Origin of the sequence: Pseudomonas sp. ADAK13 (assembly GCF_012935715.1) — a bacterium.
In the GTDB taxonomy this organism is placed as follows: domain Bacteria; phylum Pseudomonadota; class Gammaproteobacteria; order Pseudomonadales; family Pseudomonadaceae; genus Aquipseudomonas.
In genome coordinates, this window is the sequence record NZ_CP052860.1 from 6,417,280 (window position 1) to 6,436,669 (window position 19,390).

Annotated in this window: 19 protein-coding genes; 8 read left to right on the forward strand and 11 right to left on the reverse strand. The window is 61.5% G+C overall.

The annotated features are described in order from the left end of the window. Positions 1-126: 126 nt before the first annotated feature. Both HKK54_RS29610 and HKK54_RS29615 read right to left on the reverse strand, forming a co-directional pair. Positions 127-1,143 (reverse strand): hypothetical protein, encoded by a 1,017-nt coding sequence (locus tag HKK54_RS29610; protein WP_169388778.1) that lies wholly within the window; start codon positions 1,141-1,143, stop codon positions 127-129. A 93-nt stretch (positions 1,144-1,236) separates the two neighbouring features. After that, complete coding sequence (locus tag HKK54_RS29615) at positions 1,237-2,142, reverse strand: LysR family transcriptional regulator (RefSeq protein ID WP_010171756.1); 906 nt, start codon at positions 2,140-2,142, stop codon at positions 1,237-1,239. Between the two features lie 208 nt (positions 2,143-2,350). Here HKK54_RS29615 and HKK54_RS29620 point away from each other — a divergent pair, with 208 nt between their 5' ends. Then, the gene (locus tag HKK54_RS29620; RefSeq protein WP_169388779.1) at positions 2,351-3,079 is read left to right on the forward strand and encodes an AraC family transcriptional regulator; all 729 of its coding nucleotides are present in this window, start codon (positions 2,351-2,353) and stop codon (positions 3,077-3,079) included. Positions 3,080-3,085: 6 nt separating this feature from the next. On the opposite strand, the gene HKK54_RS29625 is transcribed toward HKK54_RS29620, so the two are convergent. The 3 genes from HKK54_RS29625 to HKK54_RS29635 all read right to left on the reverse strand — a co-directional run bounded on the left by HKK54_RS29625 (position 3,086) and on the right by HKK54_RS29635 (position 7,350). After that, the gene (locus HKK54_RS29625; protein WP_169388780.1) at positions 3,086-4,402 is read right to left on the reverse strand and encodes an OprD family outer membrane porin; all 1,317 of its coding nucleotides are present in this window, start codon (positions 4,400-4,402) and stop codon (positions 3,086-3,088) included. Between the two features lie 238 nt (positions 4,403-4,640). Then, positions 4,641-5,144 (reverse strand): FadR/GntR family transcriptional regulator, encoded by a 504-nt coding sequence (locus HKK54_RS29630; protein WP_169388781.1) that lies wholly within the window; start codon positions 5,142-5,144, stop codon positions 4,641-4,643. Between the two features lie 73 nt (positions 5,145-5,217). Further along, the gene (locus HKK54_RS29635) at positions 5,218-7,350 is read right to left on the reverse strand and encodes an FUSC family protein (protein ID WP_169389390.1); all 2,133 of its coding nucleotides are present in this window, start codon (positions 7,348-7,350) and stop codon (positions 5,218-5,220) included. 255 nt (positions 7,351-7,605) lie between these two features. Here HKK54_RS29635 and HKK54_RS29640 point away from each other — a divergent pair, with 255 nt between their 5' ends. Next, positions 7,606-8,553 carry a LysR family transcriptional regulator gene (locus tag HKK54_RS29640; RefSeq protein WP_169388782.1) on the forward strand — a complete coding sequence of 316 codons (948 nt, stop codon included), beginning with the start codon at positions 7,606-7,608 and terminating at the stop codon, positions 8,551-8,553. Here HKK54_RS29640 and ispC read toward each other — a convergent pair whose 3' ends face one another. Then, the gene (gene ispC / locus HKK54_RS29645) at positions 8,554-9,795 is read right to left on the reverse strand and encodes a 1-deoxy-D-xylulose-5-phosphate reductoisomerase (protein WP_169388783.1); all 1,242 of its coding nucleotides are present in this window, start codon (positions 9,793-9,795) and stop codon (positions 8,554-8,556) included. A gap of 282 nt (positions 9,796-10,077) precedes the next feature. On the opposite strand from ispC, the gene HKK54_RS29650 reads away from it, so the two are divergent. Further along, the gene (locus HKK54_RS29650) at positions 10,078-10,821 is read left to right on the forward strand and encodes an SDR family NAD(P)-dependent oxidoreductase (protein WP_169388784.1); all 744 of its coding nucleotides are present in this window, start codon (positions 10,078-10,080) and stop codon (positions 10,819-10,821) included. Positions 10,822-10,837: 16 nt separating this feature from the next. Here HKK54_RS29650 and HKK54_RS29655 read toward each other — a convergent pair whose 3' ends face one another. Further along, positions 10,838-12,004, reverse strand: coding sequence for an MFS transporter (locus tag HKK54_RS29655; protein ID WP_169388785.1), 1,167 nt, complete (start codon positions 12,002-12,004; stop codon positions 10,838-10,840). Then, positions 12,001-13,023, reverse strand: a complete 1,023-nt coding sequence (locus HKK54_RS29660; protein WP_169388786.1) for a zinc-dependent alcohol dehydrogenase family protein — start codon at positions 13,021-13,023, stop codon at positions 12,001-12,003. The genes HKK54_RS29655 and HKK54_RS29660 overlap by 4 nt, the downstream gene beginning before the upstream one ends. A 149-nt stretch (positions 13,024-13,172) precedes the next feature. Here HKK54_RS29660 and HKK54_RS29665 point away from each other — a divergent pair, with 149 nt between their 5' ends. Next, positions 13,173-14,099 (forward strand): LysR family transcriptional regulator, encoded by a 927-nt coding sequence (locus HKK54_RS29665; RefSeq protein ID WP_169388787.1) that lies wholly within the window; start codon positions 13,173-13,175, stop codon positions 14,097-14,099. On the opposite strand, the gene HKK54_RS29670 is transcribed toward HKK54_RS29665, so the two are convergent. After that, positions 14,100-14,504: a winged helix-turn-helix transcriptional regulator gene (locus HKK54_RS29670; protein ID WP_169388788.1), complete on the reverse strand. Its 405-nt coding sequence runs from the start codon at positions 14,502-14,504 to the stop codon at positions 14,100-14,102. Between the two features lie 90 nt (positions 14,505-14,594). Between HKK54_RS29670 and HKK54_RS29675 the strand changes: the two genes are divergently transcribed. Then, a complete protein-coding gene (locus HKK54_RS29675; protein WP_169388789.1) occupies positions 14,595-15,524 on the forward strand; it encodes an aromatic alcohol reductase in 930 nt (309 codons plus the stop codon). On the opposite strand, the gene HKK54_RS29680 is transcribed toward HKK54_RS29675, so the two are convergent. Further along, positions 15,499-16,053: a putative natural product biosynthesis protein gene (locus tag HKK54_RS29680; RefSeq protein WP_169388790.1), complete on the reverse strand. Its 555-nt coding sequence runs from the start codon at positions 16,051-16,053 to the stop codon at positions 15,499-15,501. The two genes, HKK54_RS29675 and HKK54_RS29680, sit on opposite strands and share 26 nt — an antisense overlap. A gap of 62 nt (positions 16,054-16,115) precedes the next feature. Next, positions 16,116-16,499, reverse strand: coding sequence for a DUF2946 domain-containing protein (locus HKK54_RS29685; RefSeq protein ID WP_169388791.1), 384 nt, complete (start codon positions 16,497-16,499; stop codon positions 16,116-16,118). A 265-nt stretch (positions 16,500-16,764) separates the two neighbouring features. On the opposite strand from HKK54_RS29685, the gene HKK54_RS29690 reads away from it, so the two are divergent. The 3 genes from HKK54_RS29690 (at position 16,765) to HKK54_RS29700 (ending at position 19,378) form a co-directional block, all read left to right on the forward strand. After that, complete coding sequence (locus HKK54_RS29690; RefSeq protein ID WP_010171770.1) at positions 16,765-17,370, forward strand: SCO family protein; 606 nt, start codon at positions 16,765-16,767, stop codon at positions 17,368-17,370. Then, a complete protein-coding gene (locus HKK54_RS29695) occupies positions 17,370-17,846 on the forward strand; it encodes a copper chaperone PCu(A)C (RefSeq protein WP_169388792.1) in 477 nt (158 codons plus the stop codon). The genes HKK54_RS29690 and HKK54_RS29695 overlap by 1 nt, the downstream gene beginning before the upstream one ends. A gap of 284 nt (positions 17,847-18,130) precedes the next feature. Then, positions 18,131-19,378: an OprD family porin gene (locus HKK54_RS29700; RefSeq protein ID WP_010171774.1), complete on the forward strand. Its 1,248-nt coding sequence runs from the start codon at positions 18,131-18,133 to the stop codon at positions 19,376-19,378. Positions 19,379-19,390: the final 12 nt, after the last annotated feature.

The following is a 19,390-nucleotide window of genomic DNA, read 5'->3' on the forward strand; positions in this document are numbered from 1 at the left end:
CCAAACCTCCATATTCGCTGAAAGGGCAAATCGGGTTTCAGCCATATACACAAGAACTTGCTTGGATAATACGGTGAGCGCTTTAACTTACACAAGACATTACTTTTTGCATGTACCGCCAACGGCCTAAACCCGTACGCCGAGCATGCCGCTGGTAATGACGATTGTGACCACGCCGCCCACCCCAATAACCCACCAGGTCGCCAGCAAACTGCGCGACTCGCTGACATTGTGGTTACGCAACACACCACGCAAACCGCAACCCAAGTGCGCAATCAGCAAGAACACCGCCAGGGAGTAATGCGGCAGCAGCCGAATGCTCCACGGATCCGCCAGCAACCCTACCGGCTCAGCCACGGCCCAAGCGTAATCGGTGTCGGTGCCGAAGTAACGCGCCAGGGTAAACACCGAGTTGATATGGGACGCGATAAACAGCGACAAATACGCACCTGATGCAGTCTGCAAGGCATCCAGCAGATCGGCGCGGGTGACGGTTTTCGGGCGAATCAACACCAGCCCGCTGAGAATCTGGAAGAAAAACGTGACGATGATCACCGGCTCCAACACGCCATTGCGATACACCACCCGCAGCGCCTCCATCACCGACTTATGCACATCGGTACCCAGTACACCCAGCAGGTGGTTGAACAGGTGCGGCGCGAGAAACACCAACAGAATCGCCACCGAGGCGATGCCGTGGGCGACACGCAGCTTGATATAGGTCTTGTCGGAGGTCACCAGGCTGATGCTCGGGCCCGTTGACGACACCATCGCAAAAAAGCCCGTCAGTGCCAGCCACAGGCTGCTCCATACCGCGATGTCGTGGCCGTAGATTTTCATCAGGTACAGCACGACGCCCATCAGCGTGTACGCGGGAGGCGCCGCCACCGCAAGGCACGACAAGCGCCGCGCCAGCACCAGACGCGTGCTCATCACCGGCTGGACACCGGTCACATACACACAGGCAAACGCCAGCAGCGGCACGGCATAGGCACTCAGGATCAACGCCAGGGCGACCGGGGTGCCGGCGCCTGCCACATGCGCCTGGTTACTCCACGCCAGCGCCCACGGATAGTACAGCGCCGCAGCGAACGGCAGCACCCATAGCCACTCCAGCCAGGGTTTGATAGCTTTGCTTAACATATTGATTTCCCAGTGATAAATATCACCGGATAGTGCCCAGCCATCGCCACCCGCGACAATTAGGCACCCAGGCAAAAGCCTTTTACCCAATGGTCATGCCTGGAAGGCTTGCACCATGTAGTCGACGAACAGCTTGACCCGCAGCGGTATCTTGTCGCGCTGCCGATAGCAGATGTAATGCCCCCTGCCCCGCGCCTGCGCCGCATAACCCGGCAGCAAAACGATCAAACGCTGTTGCGCGATCCAGTGCTGCGCCTGATAGCCGGCCAGCTGTGCCACACCACCACCGGCTACGGCCGCGAGCGCCACTAGCTCCGGGTCATTGAACAACTGGCTGTAAGGCAACGGGAGGCGCATGAACTGCCCATCGACTTCAAACTCCCACACATGCGGCTTGCCCGATTGCGCCAGGCGAAAGGCGATGGTTTTGTGCGCCGCCAGGTCTTCAAGGGTCTGCGGGTAACCGGCTCGCTGCAGATACTCGGGCGCGGCACAGGTGACGAAACTCATCGGCGCCAGCTGTTTGGCAATGACATCGGCGTCCTCAAGCCGACCGTTGCGGATCGCGACATCCACCCGGCCCTCGGAGAAATCCACGTGGCGATCGTTCAGGTCAAATTCGAGGGTGATGTCCGGGTGTGCCTTACAGAACCCGGGCAGCAACGGCGCAATGCACTTGCGCCCAAAGCCCACGGTAGAGCTCACGCGCACTACGCCGGACGGCGACTGGGTAGCGTGTTTCAGCGCTTCGGTCGTGCGCAACAGATGCTCGACACTGGGCAGGCACTCTTCAAAAAACCGTCGCCCTTCCTGCGTGACCGCCACGCTGTGGGTCGTGCGTTCCAGCAGCTTGATTGCCAGTTGGGTTTCCAGGCGCGTAATGCTGCGACTCACCGAAGGCACTGAAATGCCCAGGTCGCGTGCTGCCTCGCTGAAGCTTTCGCTGGCCGCGACTTTCATGAAGGCGATGACGCCGGCGAAGTTTTTTCCGATGGACATCGGTGGGGTTTCCTTGAAGGGCGCACGCCAAAAGCCTCGACAGTACCCAACCGGAAACCCAAGCGCCCTAGCCAATCCGACGGTTTTTCAGTAGGCCAACCTGCGGCTTTACAGCCCTTTTGATCTGGCACAAAATTCCGCCTTATCTAGAAAATATCGGGATCGCGCCATGCTTGAACACCCATCGATTAAGTTTGGCGCGGCCCCCGTGCAAGGTTTGGTCCGGGAGTATTTGCCCGGCTTGCGTGAACCTCACGTTCACCCGGAACACGCGCAAATCATGTACGCCATCAAAGGTTCGATGACGGTACTGACGGCCGAAGGCATCTGGGTTCTGCCACCGCAGCGGGCACTCTGGATTCCGCCGGGTGTCAGCCACACCTTCAAGCATTCGCGTCAGGTGTCGATGCGTACCGTATATGTGCGTCAGGGCGCGGCCAGCATTCCACCGTGGGCCCGCTGCGCGGTGTTAAATGTCGGGACGCTGGTGCGCGAGCTTATCCTGGCCTGCGCGCAACTGCCGGGCGAGTACCCCGAGCACAGCCGCGAAAGCCGCCTGGGCACCGTGCTGCTGGACCACCTGGCATTGCTTGAGCAAGACGCCTTTTACCTGCCGGAACCCTCGGATAAACGCGCGGTGCGCGCCGCCAACCTGATCAAGCAAAACCCCAACGACACTCGGCCGCTCAAGGAAATCGCCTTCGAGGTGGGCGCCAGTGCACGCACCCTGGAGCGGCTGTTTGCTGCCCAGGCCCGCATGGGCTTCGGCGCCTGGCGCCAACGCTTGCGGATGATGGTGGCCCTGGAAAACCTCGCGGCGGGGGAAAGCGTCAGCAGCACCGCCGCCGCGATTGGCTACGAAAGCTCCAGCAGCTTTATCGCCGTGTTCCGCTCGGTGTTCGGTTGCAGCCCGGCCAGGTATTTCGCCCAGCGTTGAGCCAGCCTACAGCAAGGGAATGCTGTAGCTGACCATCAACCGGGCTTCGTCTTTATCGGCGCTGTCATTACCCCGCAGCACCGCACCACGCCACATGAACCCAAGCCCCTTGAAGGTGCCGGCAGGAATCACATAGTCAACGCGCACGTCCCGCTCCCATTCGGTATTGTCACGACCTGCCGTGCGGATGTGGCTGCCATGTATGTAGGTGACACTGGTCTTCAGCCCCGCCACGCCCAGGTTCGCAAAGTCATAGGCATAGCTGCCCACCGCGGCCTGTTCCCCGGCGTTGACGAACTTCAACGACTGGGAGTTGGTGATCAAATACACCGAGCGGCCCTGCCCCTGGTTGATATGGGGGAAGTCACTTTCGCCCGTGGTTTTCTGATACCCCAGGCTCACCGAATGGCCTTGCAGCGAATAGGTAAACAAGGCACTCCACAGGTTATTGTCGACCTTGCCGTTGTTGATGCCCGGCCCGTAGTAACCCGAGCCGACGTAACCCTCGGCACGCCCCGCCGCGCTGGAATTCTTGCCGTCCGAGGTGCTGTGGAAGTAGCGCAGGTCACTCTTGAACTGGCCCACGGGCAACTGCCAATTGTGTACCAGGCCAAGGAAGTGTTGCTGGTAGAAGTTCTCCAGGTTCGCGTAGTAGTACTGCAACAGCAGCTGCTTGTTCACGGTGTAATCCACACCACCGTAGTAGAACTGATTGCTGGACTTGCCCTTGACCGGATCGTTCGCGCCGGCGATGGACAAGCCCTGGCCGTTGCTGGAGTTCCGGTCAAGCACCTGCTCGATTTTGCCGGCGACGAGGTTGAAGTCTTTCAGGTCTTTGGAGTCCACCTGGTAGCCACGAAAGGTCTGGGGCAACAACCGGCCATCCTCATACATCAACACCGGCACCCGGGGCATCAGCGTGCCCACTTTCAGCTGGGTCTGGGAGATGCGCACTTTGCCGGTGACCCCGGTCTTGCTGAAATCATTGGCGGCCTTGCCATCAGACAGCGGGAAGACGCTACCGGGTGTGTTGTCCTCCCCCACCTTGCCGGCACGCCCTGACGCATCCAGCCGTACGCCGTACAGCTCTTGCAGATCCAACCCCAGGCCCACCACCCCCTCGGTGAAACCGGATTGATAATTGAACATGAAGGCCTGGCCCCATTCCCGGTCCGAGGCCCCCTTGGCATTGCGCGTGTCCTGGTTGAGATAGAAGTTGCGCAGGTCCAGGGTCGCTTTACTGTCGTCGATAAAACCCGATGCAGCCGCCTGCTGCACAACGCCGAAAGAAACGGCCAGGGCCAGGTAAGTCTTGTGGTTCATGAAGGCTCCGAACAGTGAACACGACTGTCCCGTCGACCCAGTGATGGCAGCCGTTTTTTATTGTGTGTTGCAGTGTTTTCATTCGACGGGAGGCGCGCACGATATAGGCCTGGCGGTTGTGAAAACAGCCGCCAAAACGGGCATTCACTTTTTCAGTTTCTGTAACAATGAAGACGACGCGCAAGCGTCTGGGACGGGCTTTCCACGAGGGTCTTGAGTCAACTGCGAGTACAACGATTCACGCTGCAGCGCCGTCTCGCTCCGACAGCCAGCTGAGCTTTTCCAGCATGGGATCGAACATCGCACGTACCGCCTCGACTGCCGCTTCTTCATCGCCAAAGATAATCGCCTGGACGACTCGCGCATGGGCTTCAAGCCCCGGCTCATACAACTCGTTGTCGGCAAAAATCGCCAGGTACTGGCTGTGGAACGAAGAGCTGAATGCGCGGTACATAGACTGCAAGACCACGTTGTGGGAAGCCACGGCCACCGCACCGTGCAAGGCCTGGTCGCGGTCGACGAAATCGTCGAGTTCGTCCCCGAGGCTATATTCCCCACGGCGCGCCAGGGCGTGCCACAACCGGCGGATATCCTCCAGGGTGCGACGGCGCGCAGCGAGTCGGGCGGTTTCGACTTCCAGCAGGTACTGGGCCTCCAGGTGGTCGCGGATCGCGCTACGTTGTTCACGAATGCCATCGATGATCGAGGCGACCCAGGCGTGATTGCAAAGACCGGCGTACATGGGCAACTCCTGAAAGATCATGCCCCTCCAGTATGGAGATTGATTCTCATCCAGACTCCTTCCGGCCCGCCAACTAGTCGCTCGATTGCGCCACTTTTTCTCCTGGCTGGTTGTAGTGGGCCAGCGGCGATTGCGGATCGAGCAGCGAGGTGCGGATGAAGTGCAGGTAGCTTTCCACCCGTCTCAGGGCTGAAGTCTCAAAGTGTCCGGCGAATGGCTCATCGGTCTGTTGCACGCACTCGATGGCGTGCTCGACAGCCTCCAGCGCGCGCTGCAAATGACCGGGCCCAGGCTTGACGAACAACCGCACCAGTGCGCGACCCATTGCCCGGATGGCGAGGCGCCAGGGCATGCTCTCGGCGTAACAGGCCTGCGCCGGCAACCGGGCCTGCTCGCGGCGCAACTCGATGATGGCGTGCCCCACGTCCAGTACCACGAACGTCCAGCGCAGCAGGCGATGCTGCACCGATGCCCTGCCCGCCGCAAAGTTGTAGGCCTGGTTGAGCAGGTCGCGGGTGCCGCTTTCGAAACCCGAGCCCAGCGCTGGCAACGGCGCGCTGATGGCAACCACCACCTGGCGGCGCACATCCTGTTCCAGCCGGCGCCACAGCCAAGGGCTGTTGGGCGGCAGGATGATCGCCCCCGCCGCAGCGCACACCAGCATGCCAAACACCATGGCGAGATAGTCATTGATCAGCCCGTAGGGGTTGTACAGCGTCAGGTTGGCAGGCACTGAACTGGTGCCGAAAAACACCAGCATGCCCAGGCCATAGCCGGCCCATTGCGGCCTCGCCAGCCAGAACGAACCCAGTACGATCACCGGCGCCATGACCACGCACAGCAACGGAAAACCGTCGATCATCGGGTACACGAAAAACACTTCGAAAATGCCAATCACCGCTGCCAGCAGCGTGCCGCAGGCGATTTGAAACGACATGCGCCTGGGGTTGGCAGAGAACGCCGACAGGCCTACGGTCAGCGCCGACACCAAGGTCATGGCCGCGCCGCTGGGCCAACTGGTGGCGATCCACAACGTACTGAGCACCAGCAACACCACCGCGGCGCGCAACCCGGCCGCAAGGGTCGCCAGCCAGTTGGTCCGAGGTTGAAACGGTTCGTTCCATTGCTCTCGCACATGGTTGTGATCGGCGAGGGACGCATGGGTCTGGGCGTAGCTGTGCAGCTCGTCGACAAAGCGGTAGAGCAGTTCATACGCGGTGTGAAAGTCGAGCAGGTCATCGGCTACGGGAGCGGTATGTTGCAACGACGCACGCAGACGCCGGACCCGGTCTGGCAAGCCGGCTTTGTAGACTTTCAGTTCGGTGGACAGCACGGCCGCGTCACGGTCCGTCAACGGGTGCCCGGCGAAGGGTTTGAGCAGCTCGACTAACGCGATCAACCCCGGATCGACGGCCTGGACCACCTCCACACCTCCGCGCAGGCGAACCCGTTCAAGCAGTTGATGCAGTGCGTTGAAACGTGTGGTGATCGCCATGAACTCGCTGTTGAGGCGGTTGATTCGCCCATTGCGCTGGCGCATGTAAGGGTCTTCGAACACGCTGACGCTGCGCATTACTTCCAGGCCAACGGCCTCGGCGATAAACCCCAGGTTGGCGCTCTCGAAGGCCGACTGGTCACCGGTATCACGCAGGCGCTGCCGCACAAACCCGGCAAAGCGGCCAAAGCGTTGGTACAGCGTGTTGCGCATCGCCACGCTGGAGGTTTTAGGCAATACGGTGGCGCTGATCAGCGTCGCGCAGACGATCCCCAAGGTGATCTCCAGCACTCGCCAGACGGCCGCCATGAATACCTGCTGCGGATGGCCCACCACGGGAAGCCCGACCATCACCGCCGTGTAGCCGGCGAGCACAAACCCATAGGCGCGAAAGTTGCGATTGCGCGCGGCGCCCCCGGAACACAGCCCCACCCACAATGCCAGGCCCGCGAGAAACAGCTCGGTGCTCTGGGCAAACAGGGCCATCAACAGCACCATGAACGATGAGCCCACCAGCGTGCCGATGAAGCGATAGATACTCTTGGCGAGGACGTGCCCGCTGTGGGGCTGCATCACGATAAACACGGTGGTGATCGCGGTGCTCGGTTGTGGCAGTTCCAGGCGCATCGCCAGCCACAGAGTCAGGTACGAGGCGATCAATACCTTGCCCAGGTAGATCCACATTACCCCATCGCTGCGGGCCCACTCCATGAAGCCCCGGCGCCAGGGCAGCGACACCAGCCAGCGGCCCGCTCTACCGGCGATATTGAAACGACGAACAGTGAGTCGAGGCACGCGACCTTCCGGCTGACGGGAAATGGGGCGGCGACTCTAGGGGCTTCCATGCGCCCCGGTAAGTCATCAAAAACGTGAATGACTGTTACGTAAACATCCACAATAAATAGCGTTTACAGCGATGGATGAGTTCATGCCACACTAAAAAAACGTTCCACCTGGAGAACATCGATGGACATCCTGCAGAACATGCGCATCTTCCGCTGCGTCGCCGAAGTCGGCAGTTTTACCGGCGCGGCAGCGCAGCTGAACAGCAACACCACGCATATTTCCCGCTCCATTTCCAACCTTGAAAGCCACCTGCGAACCCGCTTGTTCAACCGCACCACACGCCGCACCGCGCTGACCGAATCCGGCAAGCGTTACCTGTTGCGCTGCGAGCAAATCCTGCGCTCCGTCGAGGAAGCGGAACTGGAAGCCGGCGACGCCCACACACGCCCTACCGGCCAGTTGAAAGTGCACTCGATGACCGGCATCGGCCAGCACTACGTGGTGGACGCCATCGCCCGCTACCGCAAGAACTACCCCGACGTGACCTTCAACCTGAGCATGAGTAACCGCACGCCGAACCTGGTCAACGAAGGGTTCGACGTGTCGATTGTGTTGGCCATTGACCTGCCCGATTCAAGCCACGTTTCACAGAAACTGGGCACGACCTACAGCATCGTCTGCGCCTCACCGTCCTACATAAAAACCCATGGTGCCGCGCAAACACCGCAAGACCTGCTCAACCACGCCTGCCTGCGGCTGGTCAGCCCGGTGATCCCGCTGGAAGACTGGACGTTCGACGGCCCCCACGGCCAGGAGAGCGTCACCATCAGCAGCTCGCCGTTCCTGGTGGACTCGGTCGACGCCATGAAGACCGCCATCAGCAACGACATGGGCGTGGGCATCCTGCCGGTGCATGCGGCAATCAAGGGGCTGCGCAGCGGCACTCTGGTGCGAGTCCTGCCCGAGTACCGCCTGGAAGAACTGAGCCTGTACGCCATCTACCCTTCCCGGCACTACCTGGATGCAAAAATCAAAACCTGGGTGGAGTACCTGCGCAGCTCCCTGCCAGAAGTGCTGGCCGACCACAAAGCCGTACTGAAGATTCGCGACAGGGTCAGCCACGGCTGATCATCGCTGATGGCGCTGGTTGAGCCATCCGAGGGCCCAGCGGCGGGCACTGGCGTCGGCCTCCATGACGCCATACAGATCCGTCACCGCCACCACCGGCTCCTTGTCCAGCACATGCCGGATGCAATCGGCGATCTGCATGAAGCCGATGCGTCCGTCCAGAAAGGCCTGCACCGCGACCTCATTGGCCGCATTGAGCGACGCCGGTGCCGTGCCGCCCACATCCGCCACCTCGCGCGCCAGGGCCAGGCAAGGAAAGCGCTTCTCGTCCGGCACTTCGAAATCCAGTCGGGCCACCTTGAACAAATCCAGTGGTTCAACCCCTGAATCAATCCGCTGCGGCCAGGCCAGGGCATGGCTGATGGGCGTGCGCATGTCCGGGTTCCCCAACTGCGCGAGCATTGAGCCGTCGACATAATCCACCAGCGAATGGACGACGCTTTGCGGATGGATCACTACCTCGACCTGGGACGGCCTGGCGCCGAATAACCAGCAGGCCTCGATCAGTTCGAGTCCCTTGTTCATCAGGGTGGCCGAGTCCACCGAAATCTTGCGGCCCATGGACCATTTCGGGTGAGCGCAGGCTTGGTCCGGCGTCACGCTGTGCAGTTGCGCCATCGGCGTTTGGCGAAACGGCCCGCCGGAGCCAGTCAACAGGATGCGCCGCACGCCCGCATGGGCCAGGCCGTGCTGAGCATGGGACGGCAGGCACTGAAAGATTGCGTTGTGCTCGCTGTCCAGCGGTAACAGCACCGCCCCACTGCTGCGCACCGCCTGCATGAACAACGCACCGGACATCACCAGCGCCTCTTTGTTGGCCAGGAGGATTTTCTTGCCGGCCTCGACGGCGGCCATCGTTGCATTCAAGCCCGCCGCACCGACGATAGCGGCCACCACCGTGTCCACATCCCGGTGACCGGCGATGAATTTCAGACCGCTTTCGCCACCCACGACCTGGGTCTGCGAGCCCTCCTCCAACAGCTGCTTCTGCAGCGTCGCCACGGCTTGCGGCGTGGGTACCACGGCGTAGTCCGGGCGGTGCAACAAGCATTGTTTTTTCAACAGCTCCAGTTGGGTGAACCCGCTGAGGGCGAAGACTTTATAGCGCTCGGGGTGACGCGCGATAACGTCCAATACGTTGACGCCCACCGAACCGGTAGCGCCCAGTACGCTGATGGTTTGCAAGCGTTGACGGGTGGCGATCACCTGGCGAATGACTTTTTTGCGCGGAATAAGCGACATGACGTAATGAGCCTGACGTAGAGAAAACAGCCGCCATTAACCAAGGAAAGTGCCAGCGCCGTCATCGCGATAACGCCAACAACTGTCGCAAAAAAGCCAAGCCTTCGATCGGCTCGAAAACGGGCCTTGGTCATAACGACTACAGCACGTCATAAGGACTACATAAAACTTGTGTCATATCGACTACTAAAAATATATCTAACTGATTTATAGGAACTTTTCATATGGCATGAATCCTGATCAGTGCTGCGCGCCCCTTTGGCAACCTATAAAGAGAACCCCATGAACAATGACTTCAACCACCGCCTTGCCGTAGTGACCGGTGCCAGTTCAGGTATCGGCCTGGCCGTCACCTGCAAGCTGCTTGAACAAGGTGCACACGTGGTCGCCATGTCGCGACAGATTGGCGAATTGGGCGCATTGGCGGAGCGTTTTGGCGAGCAGCTCTACTGGCTGGCGGGGGATGTCACCCAGGCTGCCGATCAGGCACGCCTGGCGCAGTTGACGGCGTCCATCGGACCGGTGGATTACCTCGTGCCCAATGCCGGGATCGCACAACTGGCCGATGGCCTGGACCTGGCCGCATTTGACCGGCAATGGGCCGTCAATGGAGCCGCGGCTCTCAACACCCTCGGCAGCCTGCGTGGGCAAATGGCCGCCCAGGCATCAGTGGTGTTTATCGGCACGTTCCTGGAGCTGGCGACCTTCCCTGGGCTCGCCGCGTATATCGCGTCGAAGGCCGCCTTGCGGGCGCAAATGCGCACCCTGGCGGTGGAGCTGGCGCCCCATGGCATTCGTCTGAACATGGTGTCGCCCGGCCCCACCGCCACGCCGATCTGGAGCACCTTGGGGCTCAGTGACGAAGCGTTGGGCGGCGTTGCCACCACGGTCAATCAGCGCCTGCTCAATGGGCAATTCCTAGAGCCGGGCGCTGTTGCCGATGTGATCCTGTTCCAGTTGAGCCAGGGCGCACGCAGTGTATTTGGCCAGGACTGGGTGGTCGACGGCGGCTACACCCTGCGTTGACCATAGCCCCGCAGGCCTAATGCGCAGCGCACAGGTCTGCGGGCAGTGCCTTGGCGCCCCCGAACGCCAGGGCCTTCCACCCAATCACAAGCAATGACAGCGCGGCAAATATCAAGCCGCAGCCAATCACCCCGGTGGTGCCGAACGCATTGATAAACAGCCCGCCCACGGACGCACCGATCACCACGCCGGCATTCGCCGAAGACACATACAGGCTGGTTGCGAACTCATGCGCCTCGGGCGCCGACGAGGTCAGCCAGACTTGCGTGACCACCAGCCCGCAGGTATGTGCCGCGCCCCACAGCAGCACAATCAAGCTCATCGACCACCACGACGGGCTGCCGAACGCATACAAAACCACGTACGCCGCCGCCAGCACAATGGGGTACAGCACCACCGTCGCCACCATGCTTTTGCCCAATAACCGGCCCACCAACAGGTTGCCCGTGACACCGCCCACGCCGAAGATCACCAGCATCATGCTGATGGCCCGGCCGTCCATGCCGGTCTGGGTCTTGAGGTACTCGGCGGCATAGCTGTAGACCGAAAACATCGTGGTGAACACCAGCACCGTCGCGATGATCGCCAGCCACACCGGCAGGCTGCGCAGCACCGCCAGTTGCTTGCCGAAACTCAGCGGCATCGGGCGTTCATGATGGGGCAGTTTCAACAGCAGTCCGACACCTGCCAACCCCGTCGCCAAGGCGCAGAAGAAGAACGATGCCTCATAGGAAATACTCGCGCCCACCCATGTGGTCAGCGGCACCCCAAGCACCAGGCCCAAGGTGGTGCCCACCACGGCCAGGGCCGTGGCATGCGCCGCGCGGTCCTTGGGGTACAAGGACACCGCGGTGGAAAACGCAGCGGCAAAAAACACCGGGTGCAGCATCGCCGGAATCACCCGCAACGCCATCAAGGTTTCGAAGTTCGGCGCAAACGCTGACAGCACGCTGCACACGGAAAAACCAAACAGCGCGCCCACCAGGATTTTCCTGCGCGCCAGACGCGACGCCATCAGCACCAGGAAGGGCCCCAGCACCGCCACGATCAGCGCAAACAAGCCCATCAATAACCCGGCCTGGGATACGCTGATACCGAAACGTTCGACAATCATCGGCAAAATGCCGACCACACCAAACTCCAGGGTGTACAGGCCGAAAAGGCCCAGAATGATGTAGATCACCGGCCGACCTCGATCACGATCTTGCCGAAGGCACCGTGCCCGAGATGAGCGAAGGCTTCGGGCACTTGATCGAAACCGTAGGTGTGATCGATTACCGGCTCGATGCCGTGGCGGTCGATCATGGCAATCAGGTCTTCCAATGCCCGGCGCGGCCCCACGGAGATGCCGATGATGGAAGCCCGCTTACCCAGCAGGGCCATGACCGGCGCAGTCAATTGATCACTCTCCAACAAGCCGATCACCGAGATGCGACCGCCGTTGGCTACCGCGTGCAGGGAACGCGTGAGGTTGTCACCGCCGGCCATTTCCAGGATATGTTCGGCGCCACGCCCATCGGTCAGCGCCTGCACCGCCGTGTGCCATTCCGGTACCCGGCTGCGGTTGATGCCATGGGTGGCACCCAGCTCGATGGCGCGCGCGATCTTTTCATCGCTGCTACTGGTGATGATAACGCGGGCACCATTGGCCGCTGCCAGTTGCACCGCAAACAGCGAGACGCCACCGGTGCCCTGCACCACCACGGTATGTCCGGCGTGCAGGTGGCCCAGTTCGAACAGCGCCATCCACGCCGTCAAGGCGGCCACTGGCAAGGTGCTGGCCTGCCCTGCGGTGAGGCTGAGGGGCGCATGCACACACCATTCGGCTGGCGTTGCCACGTACTCGGCGAGCATGCCGGGGAGCGGGCCACCCTGAGGCGGCGCTTCACTCCAGGACAGCGGAGCGCCATCGACCCACCCGGCAAAAAACGTCGACAGCAGCTTGTCGCCCACCTTGAAACGCGTAACGCCCTCGCCCACGGCGACCACCGTCCCCGCCATGTCGGAGGCAGGCGTGAACGGAAAAGTGAGTTCCGCCCCCATGCTGTTATCCACCACTTCACCGTCGCGATAATTGAGCGAGACGGCCTCGACGCGCACCAGCACTTCCCCCGCCTTCGCGGTGGGGCGTGGCACGTCGGCAAGGCGCAGTGTGTGCAGTCCCAGTGCAGGTATTTCCCAGCGTTTCATGGTGTCGATCATCTTGGTATTCCTCGTGAATGGGCAATGCCACAAGGATATGGGCTTGGCCTCACGGGATTAAGGGGGCGCCGGCTCCACTGTCTACGGAGCTTTTGTTCCGCAATCGGGATAAGGTAGCCAGGCCTCGTCTCAGCCAAACCGGAGCCTCGATGGACAGCCTCAACACCCTGAATGTTTTTGTGCAGGTCGCCGAAACCCGCAGCTTTGTCGCCGCCGGGCGCGTGCTGGGCGTAACGGCCTCGGCGGTCGGCAAGAGCGTGGTGCGCCTGGAGGAACGCCTGGGTGTGCGCCTGTTTAACCGCAGCACCCGCAGCGTCACGCTGACTGCCGAGGGCGAGCTGTTCCTGGAGCGCAGCCGGCGCATCCTGATGGAGATCGACGAGGCCGAAGCCGAGCTTTCGCAAACCGTGTCGGCGCCCCGTGGCCGGCTCAAAGTCAGCCTGCCGCTGGTGGGCCACCCGTTTTTGCCGGTGCTCGCGCAGTTCAAGAAGACCTACCCCGAGGTCGAGTTGGACCTGAGCTTTACCGATCGCCGCGTGGACGTGGTAGAGGAAGGTTACGACGCCGTACTGCGCAGCGGCGAAGCGCCCGACTCGCGCCTTACCTCGCGCCTGCTGGGCGGCTACCGGATGCTGCTGGTGGCGTCACCGGCTTACCTGGCCGAATGCGGTACGCCGCAGCGGCCAGAAGATTTGGCCCACCATGCATGCATCAAATTCCGCTATCCCAACACCGGCAAGATGCAACGCTGGCCCCTGGGCCAGGACGGTGCTGAGCCCGAATTCCCGCTGCCCGCCGCGATGGTCTGCAACAACCTGGAAGCGCGCATCTGCTTTGCGGTGCAGGGCATCGGCATCGCTTACCTGGCGGATTTTGCCATCCGTGAATGGCTCGACAGCGGGCAATTGGTGCCGGTGCTCAAGGACTGTTCGGAAGCGGAGAACTTCCGGATCATGTGGCCCTCGGGCCGGCATCCAACGCCCAAGCTGCGGGTGTTTATCGACTTCCTGCATGCCCACCTGTTTCCCGAGGATGGAGCTGGCAGCACCCGCGCAGACTGCCGGCCCAAGACCTGATCAGGGTGCTTGCTCAGCGTCAAACTGCTCCCGGGAACGCCTGAACTCACCGGCGTTTTCTACTACCCAGGTCCACAGCGGAATCATGTGCACCAGCAGTTGTTTGCCCAGCTCCGACAACTGGTATTCGACCTTGGGCGGCACTTCGTGAAAGTCATGGCGCAACACCAGGCCGTCGCGTTCCAGTTGGCGCAAGGTGCGCGTGAGCATGCGCTGGGTGACGCCCTCCATGCGCCGGCCAATCTCGGCGTGGCGCAGTCGCCCGTTCACCCCCAACAGGTGCACGATGCCCAGTGACCAGCGGTTTCCCGCATGGGTCAACACCTGGCGCTTGAGCCCGTCCTCATCGGCGCTGAGGGCGTCGCAAGCGGCTTGTGAACGCCTGATGATCTCGTCGTTATCCACCTTCTACTCCCGGTATCACTGGTGTGCCTTCTTATGCGCGGTCGGCAATTCTGCAAGCATGGCACGACTTTCACCTGAACCGAGAACCCTATGACTGCTTCGATTCTTGTACTGGGCGCCGGCGAACTGGGCCTGGCGGTATTGCGCCAATTGTCACGCCTGGCCGCCCCGAAAAATGTGCCGGTGACCGTGTTGCTGCGCCCCGCCACACTGAACGCCTCCGATCCTGCCAAACAACAGGAAATCACTGAGCTGCGCGCCCTGGGCATTGAGCTGCTGGCCGGTGACCTGGCCAACGACTCCGAGGCTGAACTGGCAACGGTGTTCGCCGACTATCACACCGTGATCAGTTGCATCGGCTTTGCCGCCGGCGCCGGTACCCAGCGCAAACTGACCCGCGCCGCCATCGCGGGCGGTGTGAAGCGCTACGTGCCGTGGCAGTTCGGTGTGGATTACGACGTGATCGGCCGCGGCTCGGCCCAGGACCTGTGGGATGAACAGCTCGACGTGCGCGACTTGCTGCGCGCCCAGCAAGGCACGCACTGGGTAATCGTCTCCACCGGGATGTTCACCAGCTTCCTGTTTGAACCGTCCTTCGGCGTCGTCGACCTGGCGCAAAATACCGTGCACGCACTGGGGGACTGGGACACCGCCGTCACCGTCACCACCCCGGAAGACATAGGGCTGCTGACAGCGCGCATCCTGTTCAGCGAACCGCCGATCGCCAATCAGGTGGTGTACACCGCCGGCGACACCCTGACCTATGGCGAACTGGCCGATACGGTGGATGCGCAACTGGGTCGCACGCTGAAACGCGAACGCTGGTCGGTGCCGTACCTGGAGGCCGAACTGGCCGCCGTGCCCGGGGACAACCTGATGAAATACCGGGTGGCCTTCGCCCAAGGCGACGGCGTGTCCTGGGACCCCGCCATCACCTTCAACGCGCAACGGCAAATCGCCGTGACCAGCGTTGCCCAGTGGATCGGGCAGAACCTCAAGGCACCGGCAACCACCCGCTGAACCGCCCCTGCCCATCCAGCGCGCACCAGGCGAAATCCCCGGGCGGCGGCGGCAACGTTGGCAGTTGCCCGCCACTGCCCGGCTTCCAGTCCACCACCGGCAGGGGCGAGCCTTGCCAGGCCACGACCACGCCCCGGGCCTGGCTGGAGTCATCACTGACCCAGCGGGCCGCTGCCGCCGTCATGAACGCTTCGATGGGTTCTTCATCGATCTGCGTGCGATACACCGAACCGAGCAACCAGCGGCACACACTCACGTGATAGGTCCAGTTCAGCGACGGACGGTTGCGGTACGCCCACGTCATGAAACTGCGAAACAGGTTCAAGCCCTCTGGCGGGTCGAGCTTGAGCAAACCGGGGCAGATGTCGAACAAGGTGTGCCAGTACGGCAGCAACCGTGCGTCCAGGTGGACGAAACAGCGGGCATTACTTGGGTATTCGACAGACGGCAACAATACTTCGCCGCGTTTCGGACGGCGCGACGCCTTGCTGACCAGACGGGCAGCGCCGGAAGGCAGGATAGAGCTCATGGAACGCACTCACACTCGTGACGATAGAACGCCTCCTGGTAACAGGAAGCCCGGGGCACACGTCAGAATGCAGGGGAAGCGCGAGGGTTGGCCGAGGGCCAGGAGTAACGCGGAGGGGCCTTGTTGCGCCGCTCATGGGCCGGGCGCGGCTTTTGCCCAAGGCCCAACAGCCAGGCCAGGCAAAACAGGAAGACGATGCCCAGGGTCACGGCTGAGCACACCGGGCACGCGAAGAAGTTCGACCAACTGCTGGCCGTCGGGTTGCCAAGGCCTGAGTCCGAGGCCGGCGCCTTGGTGCCCAGGCTTGAGCAGAATTGCCCACCCAGGCCGTTGAGCTCCAGGCCCATCATCTGCCCATGGCCCAAACCGCAGACGAACACATTGAACAGGACGCAAAAATACAAGGTCCAGGCAATGAGTGAACGGTCCGGGCGGGTCAGTTTCATGGCGGCGACTTTACCACTCCCCCTGTAGGAGCTGTCGAGCTTTAGCGAGGCTGCGATGCAGGCGCCACGACCTTGCAGGGGCACCGAAGCGATGCCTTCGAAGCCTCGCTAAAGCTCGACAGCGCCCACATTTGGCCTTGCCCTGCCACACCTGTGACAGAACGTCGCAGATTACGCCCGCAGGCAGGGGTTGTTAGAATGCCACGCTCTCCTCGCCTGATTTAACGCTTCGTGGTACCCAGGCGCTTCACAGGATGCACAGTTGATGAGTACGTTATTCACCCGCCGCAAGGTCCTCACCGGCATGGGATTGCTGGGCCTGGGCCTGCTGGCCGGCTGTGACAACAGCCCGAAACTGAACTTCAAGTACGGCAAGGATCTGAGCGACAAGATCATGGGCCGTACCTTCAAGCTCAAGAACACCGACGGTGAAACCGTCACCTTGAGTTCCTTCCGCGGCTTGATGCCGGTGGTGTTCTTCGGCTTCACCCAGTGCCCGGCCGTGTGCCCGACCACCCTGGCACGCATGGCCCAGGCGAAAAAACTGATGGGCCGCGACGGCAAGATCATGCAGGTGGTGTTTATCACCCTCGATCCCGAGCGCGACACCCCCGAGATTCTCGACGCCTACGTCAAGGCCTTCGACCCGAGCTTCAAGGCGCTGTACGGCACCCCGGAAGAAATCGCCGTGGCCGCCAAGGAATTCGGGATCTTTTATGAAAAGATCCCCGCCGGCGACAGCTACACCCTCTCTCACACCGCCACCAGCTTTGTGTTCGACACCCGGGGCACCCTGCGCCTGGGCCTGTCCGCTTCGCTTAACGCCAAAGAGTGCGCAGAAGACCTGCTCACCGTCATGGAGGTCTGCTAATGACTGCCGTTCAACACTTCAAGCGCATCGCCCTCGGTCTCTCCCTGCTGGGCCTCGCGGCACACGCCAGTGCACAGGCAGTGGTCACCGACGCCTGGGTACGCGCCTCGGTACCGGGCCAGCCGTCCAGCGGCGCCTTCATGACCGTGACGGCCGACACCGACAGCAAACTGCTCAGTGTGGCGTCGCCGGTCGCCAAGACCGTGCAGATTCATGAGATGACCATGAAGGACGACGTGATGCGCATGGGCCCGGTGGATTCGGTGCCATTGCCGGCCGGCAAGGCCGTGAAGCTCGACCCGGACGGTTATCACGTGATGCTGATCGACCTCACAGCCCAGATCAAGGAAGGCGACCAGGTACCGCTGACCGTCACCGTGGAAAATGCCAAGGGTGAAAAGCAGTCGATTGAGGTTAAAGCCGAAGCGCGTGCGCTGAACGCGATGGAAACAATGGATCACAGCAAGATGCATTGATCGCCGTTACTTGTGGTGAGGGGGCTTGTCCCCCGTTGGGCTGCGTAGCGGCCCCAAAAAAAGCGGGAGCGCTGCGCACTCCAACGGGGGACAAGCCCCCTCGCCACAGGACAAGCCCCCTCGCTACAGCGAAACACCCTCATATTTAAAACCTCTCGCCTCAACACTTTCTATATATTTTCAATCTGCAAAACAACTCGTTAGCCTGCGCAAGCCGGACGCGTCTCCCTGTCGCCGTCCGGCCAAATAATTCTAAAAACAAGCAGCAGACAACGGGAATAACAATGAACAAATCCCCCATTACCCTGGGACTGACTTCGGCCACCCTCGGTTTGACCCTTGCCTTCCCTACCTTTGCCGAAGCTGACTTTTTCAAAGACAGCAAGGCCGACCTCGAATTTCGCAACTTCTACTTCAACAGCGATTACCGCCAGCCCAACGCGAGCCAGTCCAAACGCGATGAGTGGGCCCAAGGGCTGATCCTCAATTACCAGTCGGGTTATACCGAAGGCCTGGTGGGCTTTGGCCTCGATGCCATCGGCCTGCAGGGCCTGAAACTGGACTCCAGCCCCGACCGCCAAAACACCGGCCTGCTCCCCGTGGGCGAGGACGGCGCGCCGGACAGCTACAGCCGAATGGGCGCCACCGCCAAGGCGCGCATCTCCAAAAGCGTGCTGAAATTCGGCACGTTGATCCCCAAGCTGCCGACTGTGCTGCCCAACGACGGCAGGCTGCTGCCCCAGACGTTTCGCGGCACCCAACTGACCAGCCAGGACATCGCCGGCCTGACCTTCGACGCCGGGCGCCTGACCAGCAACACCCTGCGCAACGACAGCGGCCATGCCGACATCGAAGTCGATGGCAAAGGCATCAAGGGCGCCGTGCCCAGCGATAAATTCGACTTTGCCAGTGCCAGCTACGCCTGGACCAAAACCCTCGTCACCGGCTACCACTACGCCAACCTCGAGAACAACTACAAGCAACACATCTTCAACCTGGTCCACACCCTGCCGTTGGGCGACGCCCAGTCGTTCAAGACCGACCTGCGATACGCCGACTCCAGCAAGGAAGGCAACAGCAACATCGACAACCAGGCCTTCGGCGCCAAGTTCACCTACAGCATCCATGGCCACTCGTTCGGCGCCGCCTACCAGCGCATGAAAGGCACCACCGGCTTCCCCCACCTGGACGGCACCGACTCCTACCTCGTGAACTACGTGATGATCTCGCCGGACTTCGCCAACCCCGAGGAAAAGTCCTGGCAGGCCCGCTACGACTATGACTTCGCCGCCCTCGGCATCCCCGGCCTGACCTTCATGACCCGCTACCTCAAAGGCGACAACTTCGTGCGGACTCGCACCCTGGAAGGCACCGAGTGGGAGCGCAATACCGATATCGGCTACGTGTTCCAGAGCGGTGCCCTGAAGAACCTTGAAGTGAAATGGCGCAATGGCACGTATCGCAGCAATGGCAGCGGCAGCGATATCGACCAGAACCGCTTTATCGTCAGCTACACCCTGCCCTTGCTGTGATTTTTCCCGGAG

Excerpts from the sequence above, each read along its gene's own strand:
- HKK54_RS29610 (WP_169388778.1), bottom strand. The coding sequence starts at position 1,143 with ATGTTAAGCAAAGCTATCAAACCCTGGCTGGAGTGGCTATGGGTGCTG.
- HKK54_RS29615 (WP_010171756.1), bottom strand. The coding sequence starts at position 2,142 with ATGTCCATCGGAAAAAACTTCGCCGGCGTCATCGCCTTCATGAAAGTC.
- HKK54_RS29625 (WP_169388780.1), bottom strand. The coding sequence starts at position 4,402 with ATGAACCACAAGACTTACCTGGCCCTGGCCGTTTCTTTCGGCGTTGTG.
- HKK54_RS29630 (WP_169388781.1), bottom strand. The coding sequence starts at position 5,144 with ATGTACGCCGGTCTTTGCAATCACGCCTGGGTCGCCTCGATCATCGAT.
- HKK54_RS29635 (WP_169389390.1), bottom strand. The coding sequence starts at position 7,350 with ATGGAGTGGGCCCGCAGCGATGGGGTAATGTGGATCTACCTGGGCAAG.
- HKK54_RS29640 (WP_169388782.1), top strand. The coding sequence starts at position 7,606 with ATGGACATCCTGCAGAACATGCGCATCTTCCGCTGCGTCGCCGAAGTC.
- ispC (WP_169388783.1), bottom strand. The coding sequence starts at position 9,795 with ATGTCGCTTATTCCGCGCAAAAAAGTCATTCGCCAGGTGATCGCCACC.
- HKK54_RS29650 (WP_169388784.1), top strand. The coding sequence starts at position 10,078 with ATGAACAATGACTTCAACCACCGCCTTGCCGTAGTGACCGGTGCCAGT.
- HKK54_RS29660 (WP_169388786.1), bottom strand. The coding sequence starts at position 13,023 with ATGATCGACACCATGAAACGCTGGGAAATACCTGCACTGGGACTGCAC.
- HKK54_RS29665 (WP_169388787.1), top strand. The coding sequence starts at position 13,173 with ATGGACAGCCTCAACACCCTGAATGTTTTTGTGCAGGTCGCCGAAACC.
- HKK54_RS29675 (WP_169388789.1), top strand. The coding sequence starts at position 14,595 with ATGACTGCTTCGATTCTTGTACTGGGCGCCGGCGAACTGGGCCTGGCG.
- HKK54_RS29680 (WP_169388790.1), bottom strand. The coding sequence starts at position 16,053 with ATGAGCTCTATCCTGCCTTCCGGCGCTGCCCGTCTGGTCAGCAAGGCG.
- HKK54_RS29685 (WP_169388791.1), bottom strand. The coding sequence starts at position 16,499 with ATGAAACTGACCCGCCCGGACCGTTCACTCATTGCCTGGACCTTGTAT.
- HKK54_RS29690 (WP_010171770.1), top strand. The coding sequence starts at position 16,765 with ATGAGTACGTTATTCACCCGCCGCAAGGTCCTCACCGGCATGGGATTG.
- HKK54_RS29695 (WP_169388792.1), top strand. The coding sequence starts at position 17,370 with ATGACTGCCGTTCAACACTTCAAGCGCATCGCCCTCGGTCTCTCCCTG.
- HKK54_RS29700 (WP_010171774.1), top strand. The coding sequence starts at position 18,131 with ATGAACAAATCCCCCATTACCCTGGGACTGACTTCGGCCACCCTCGGT.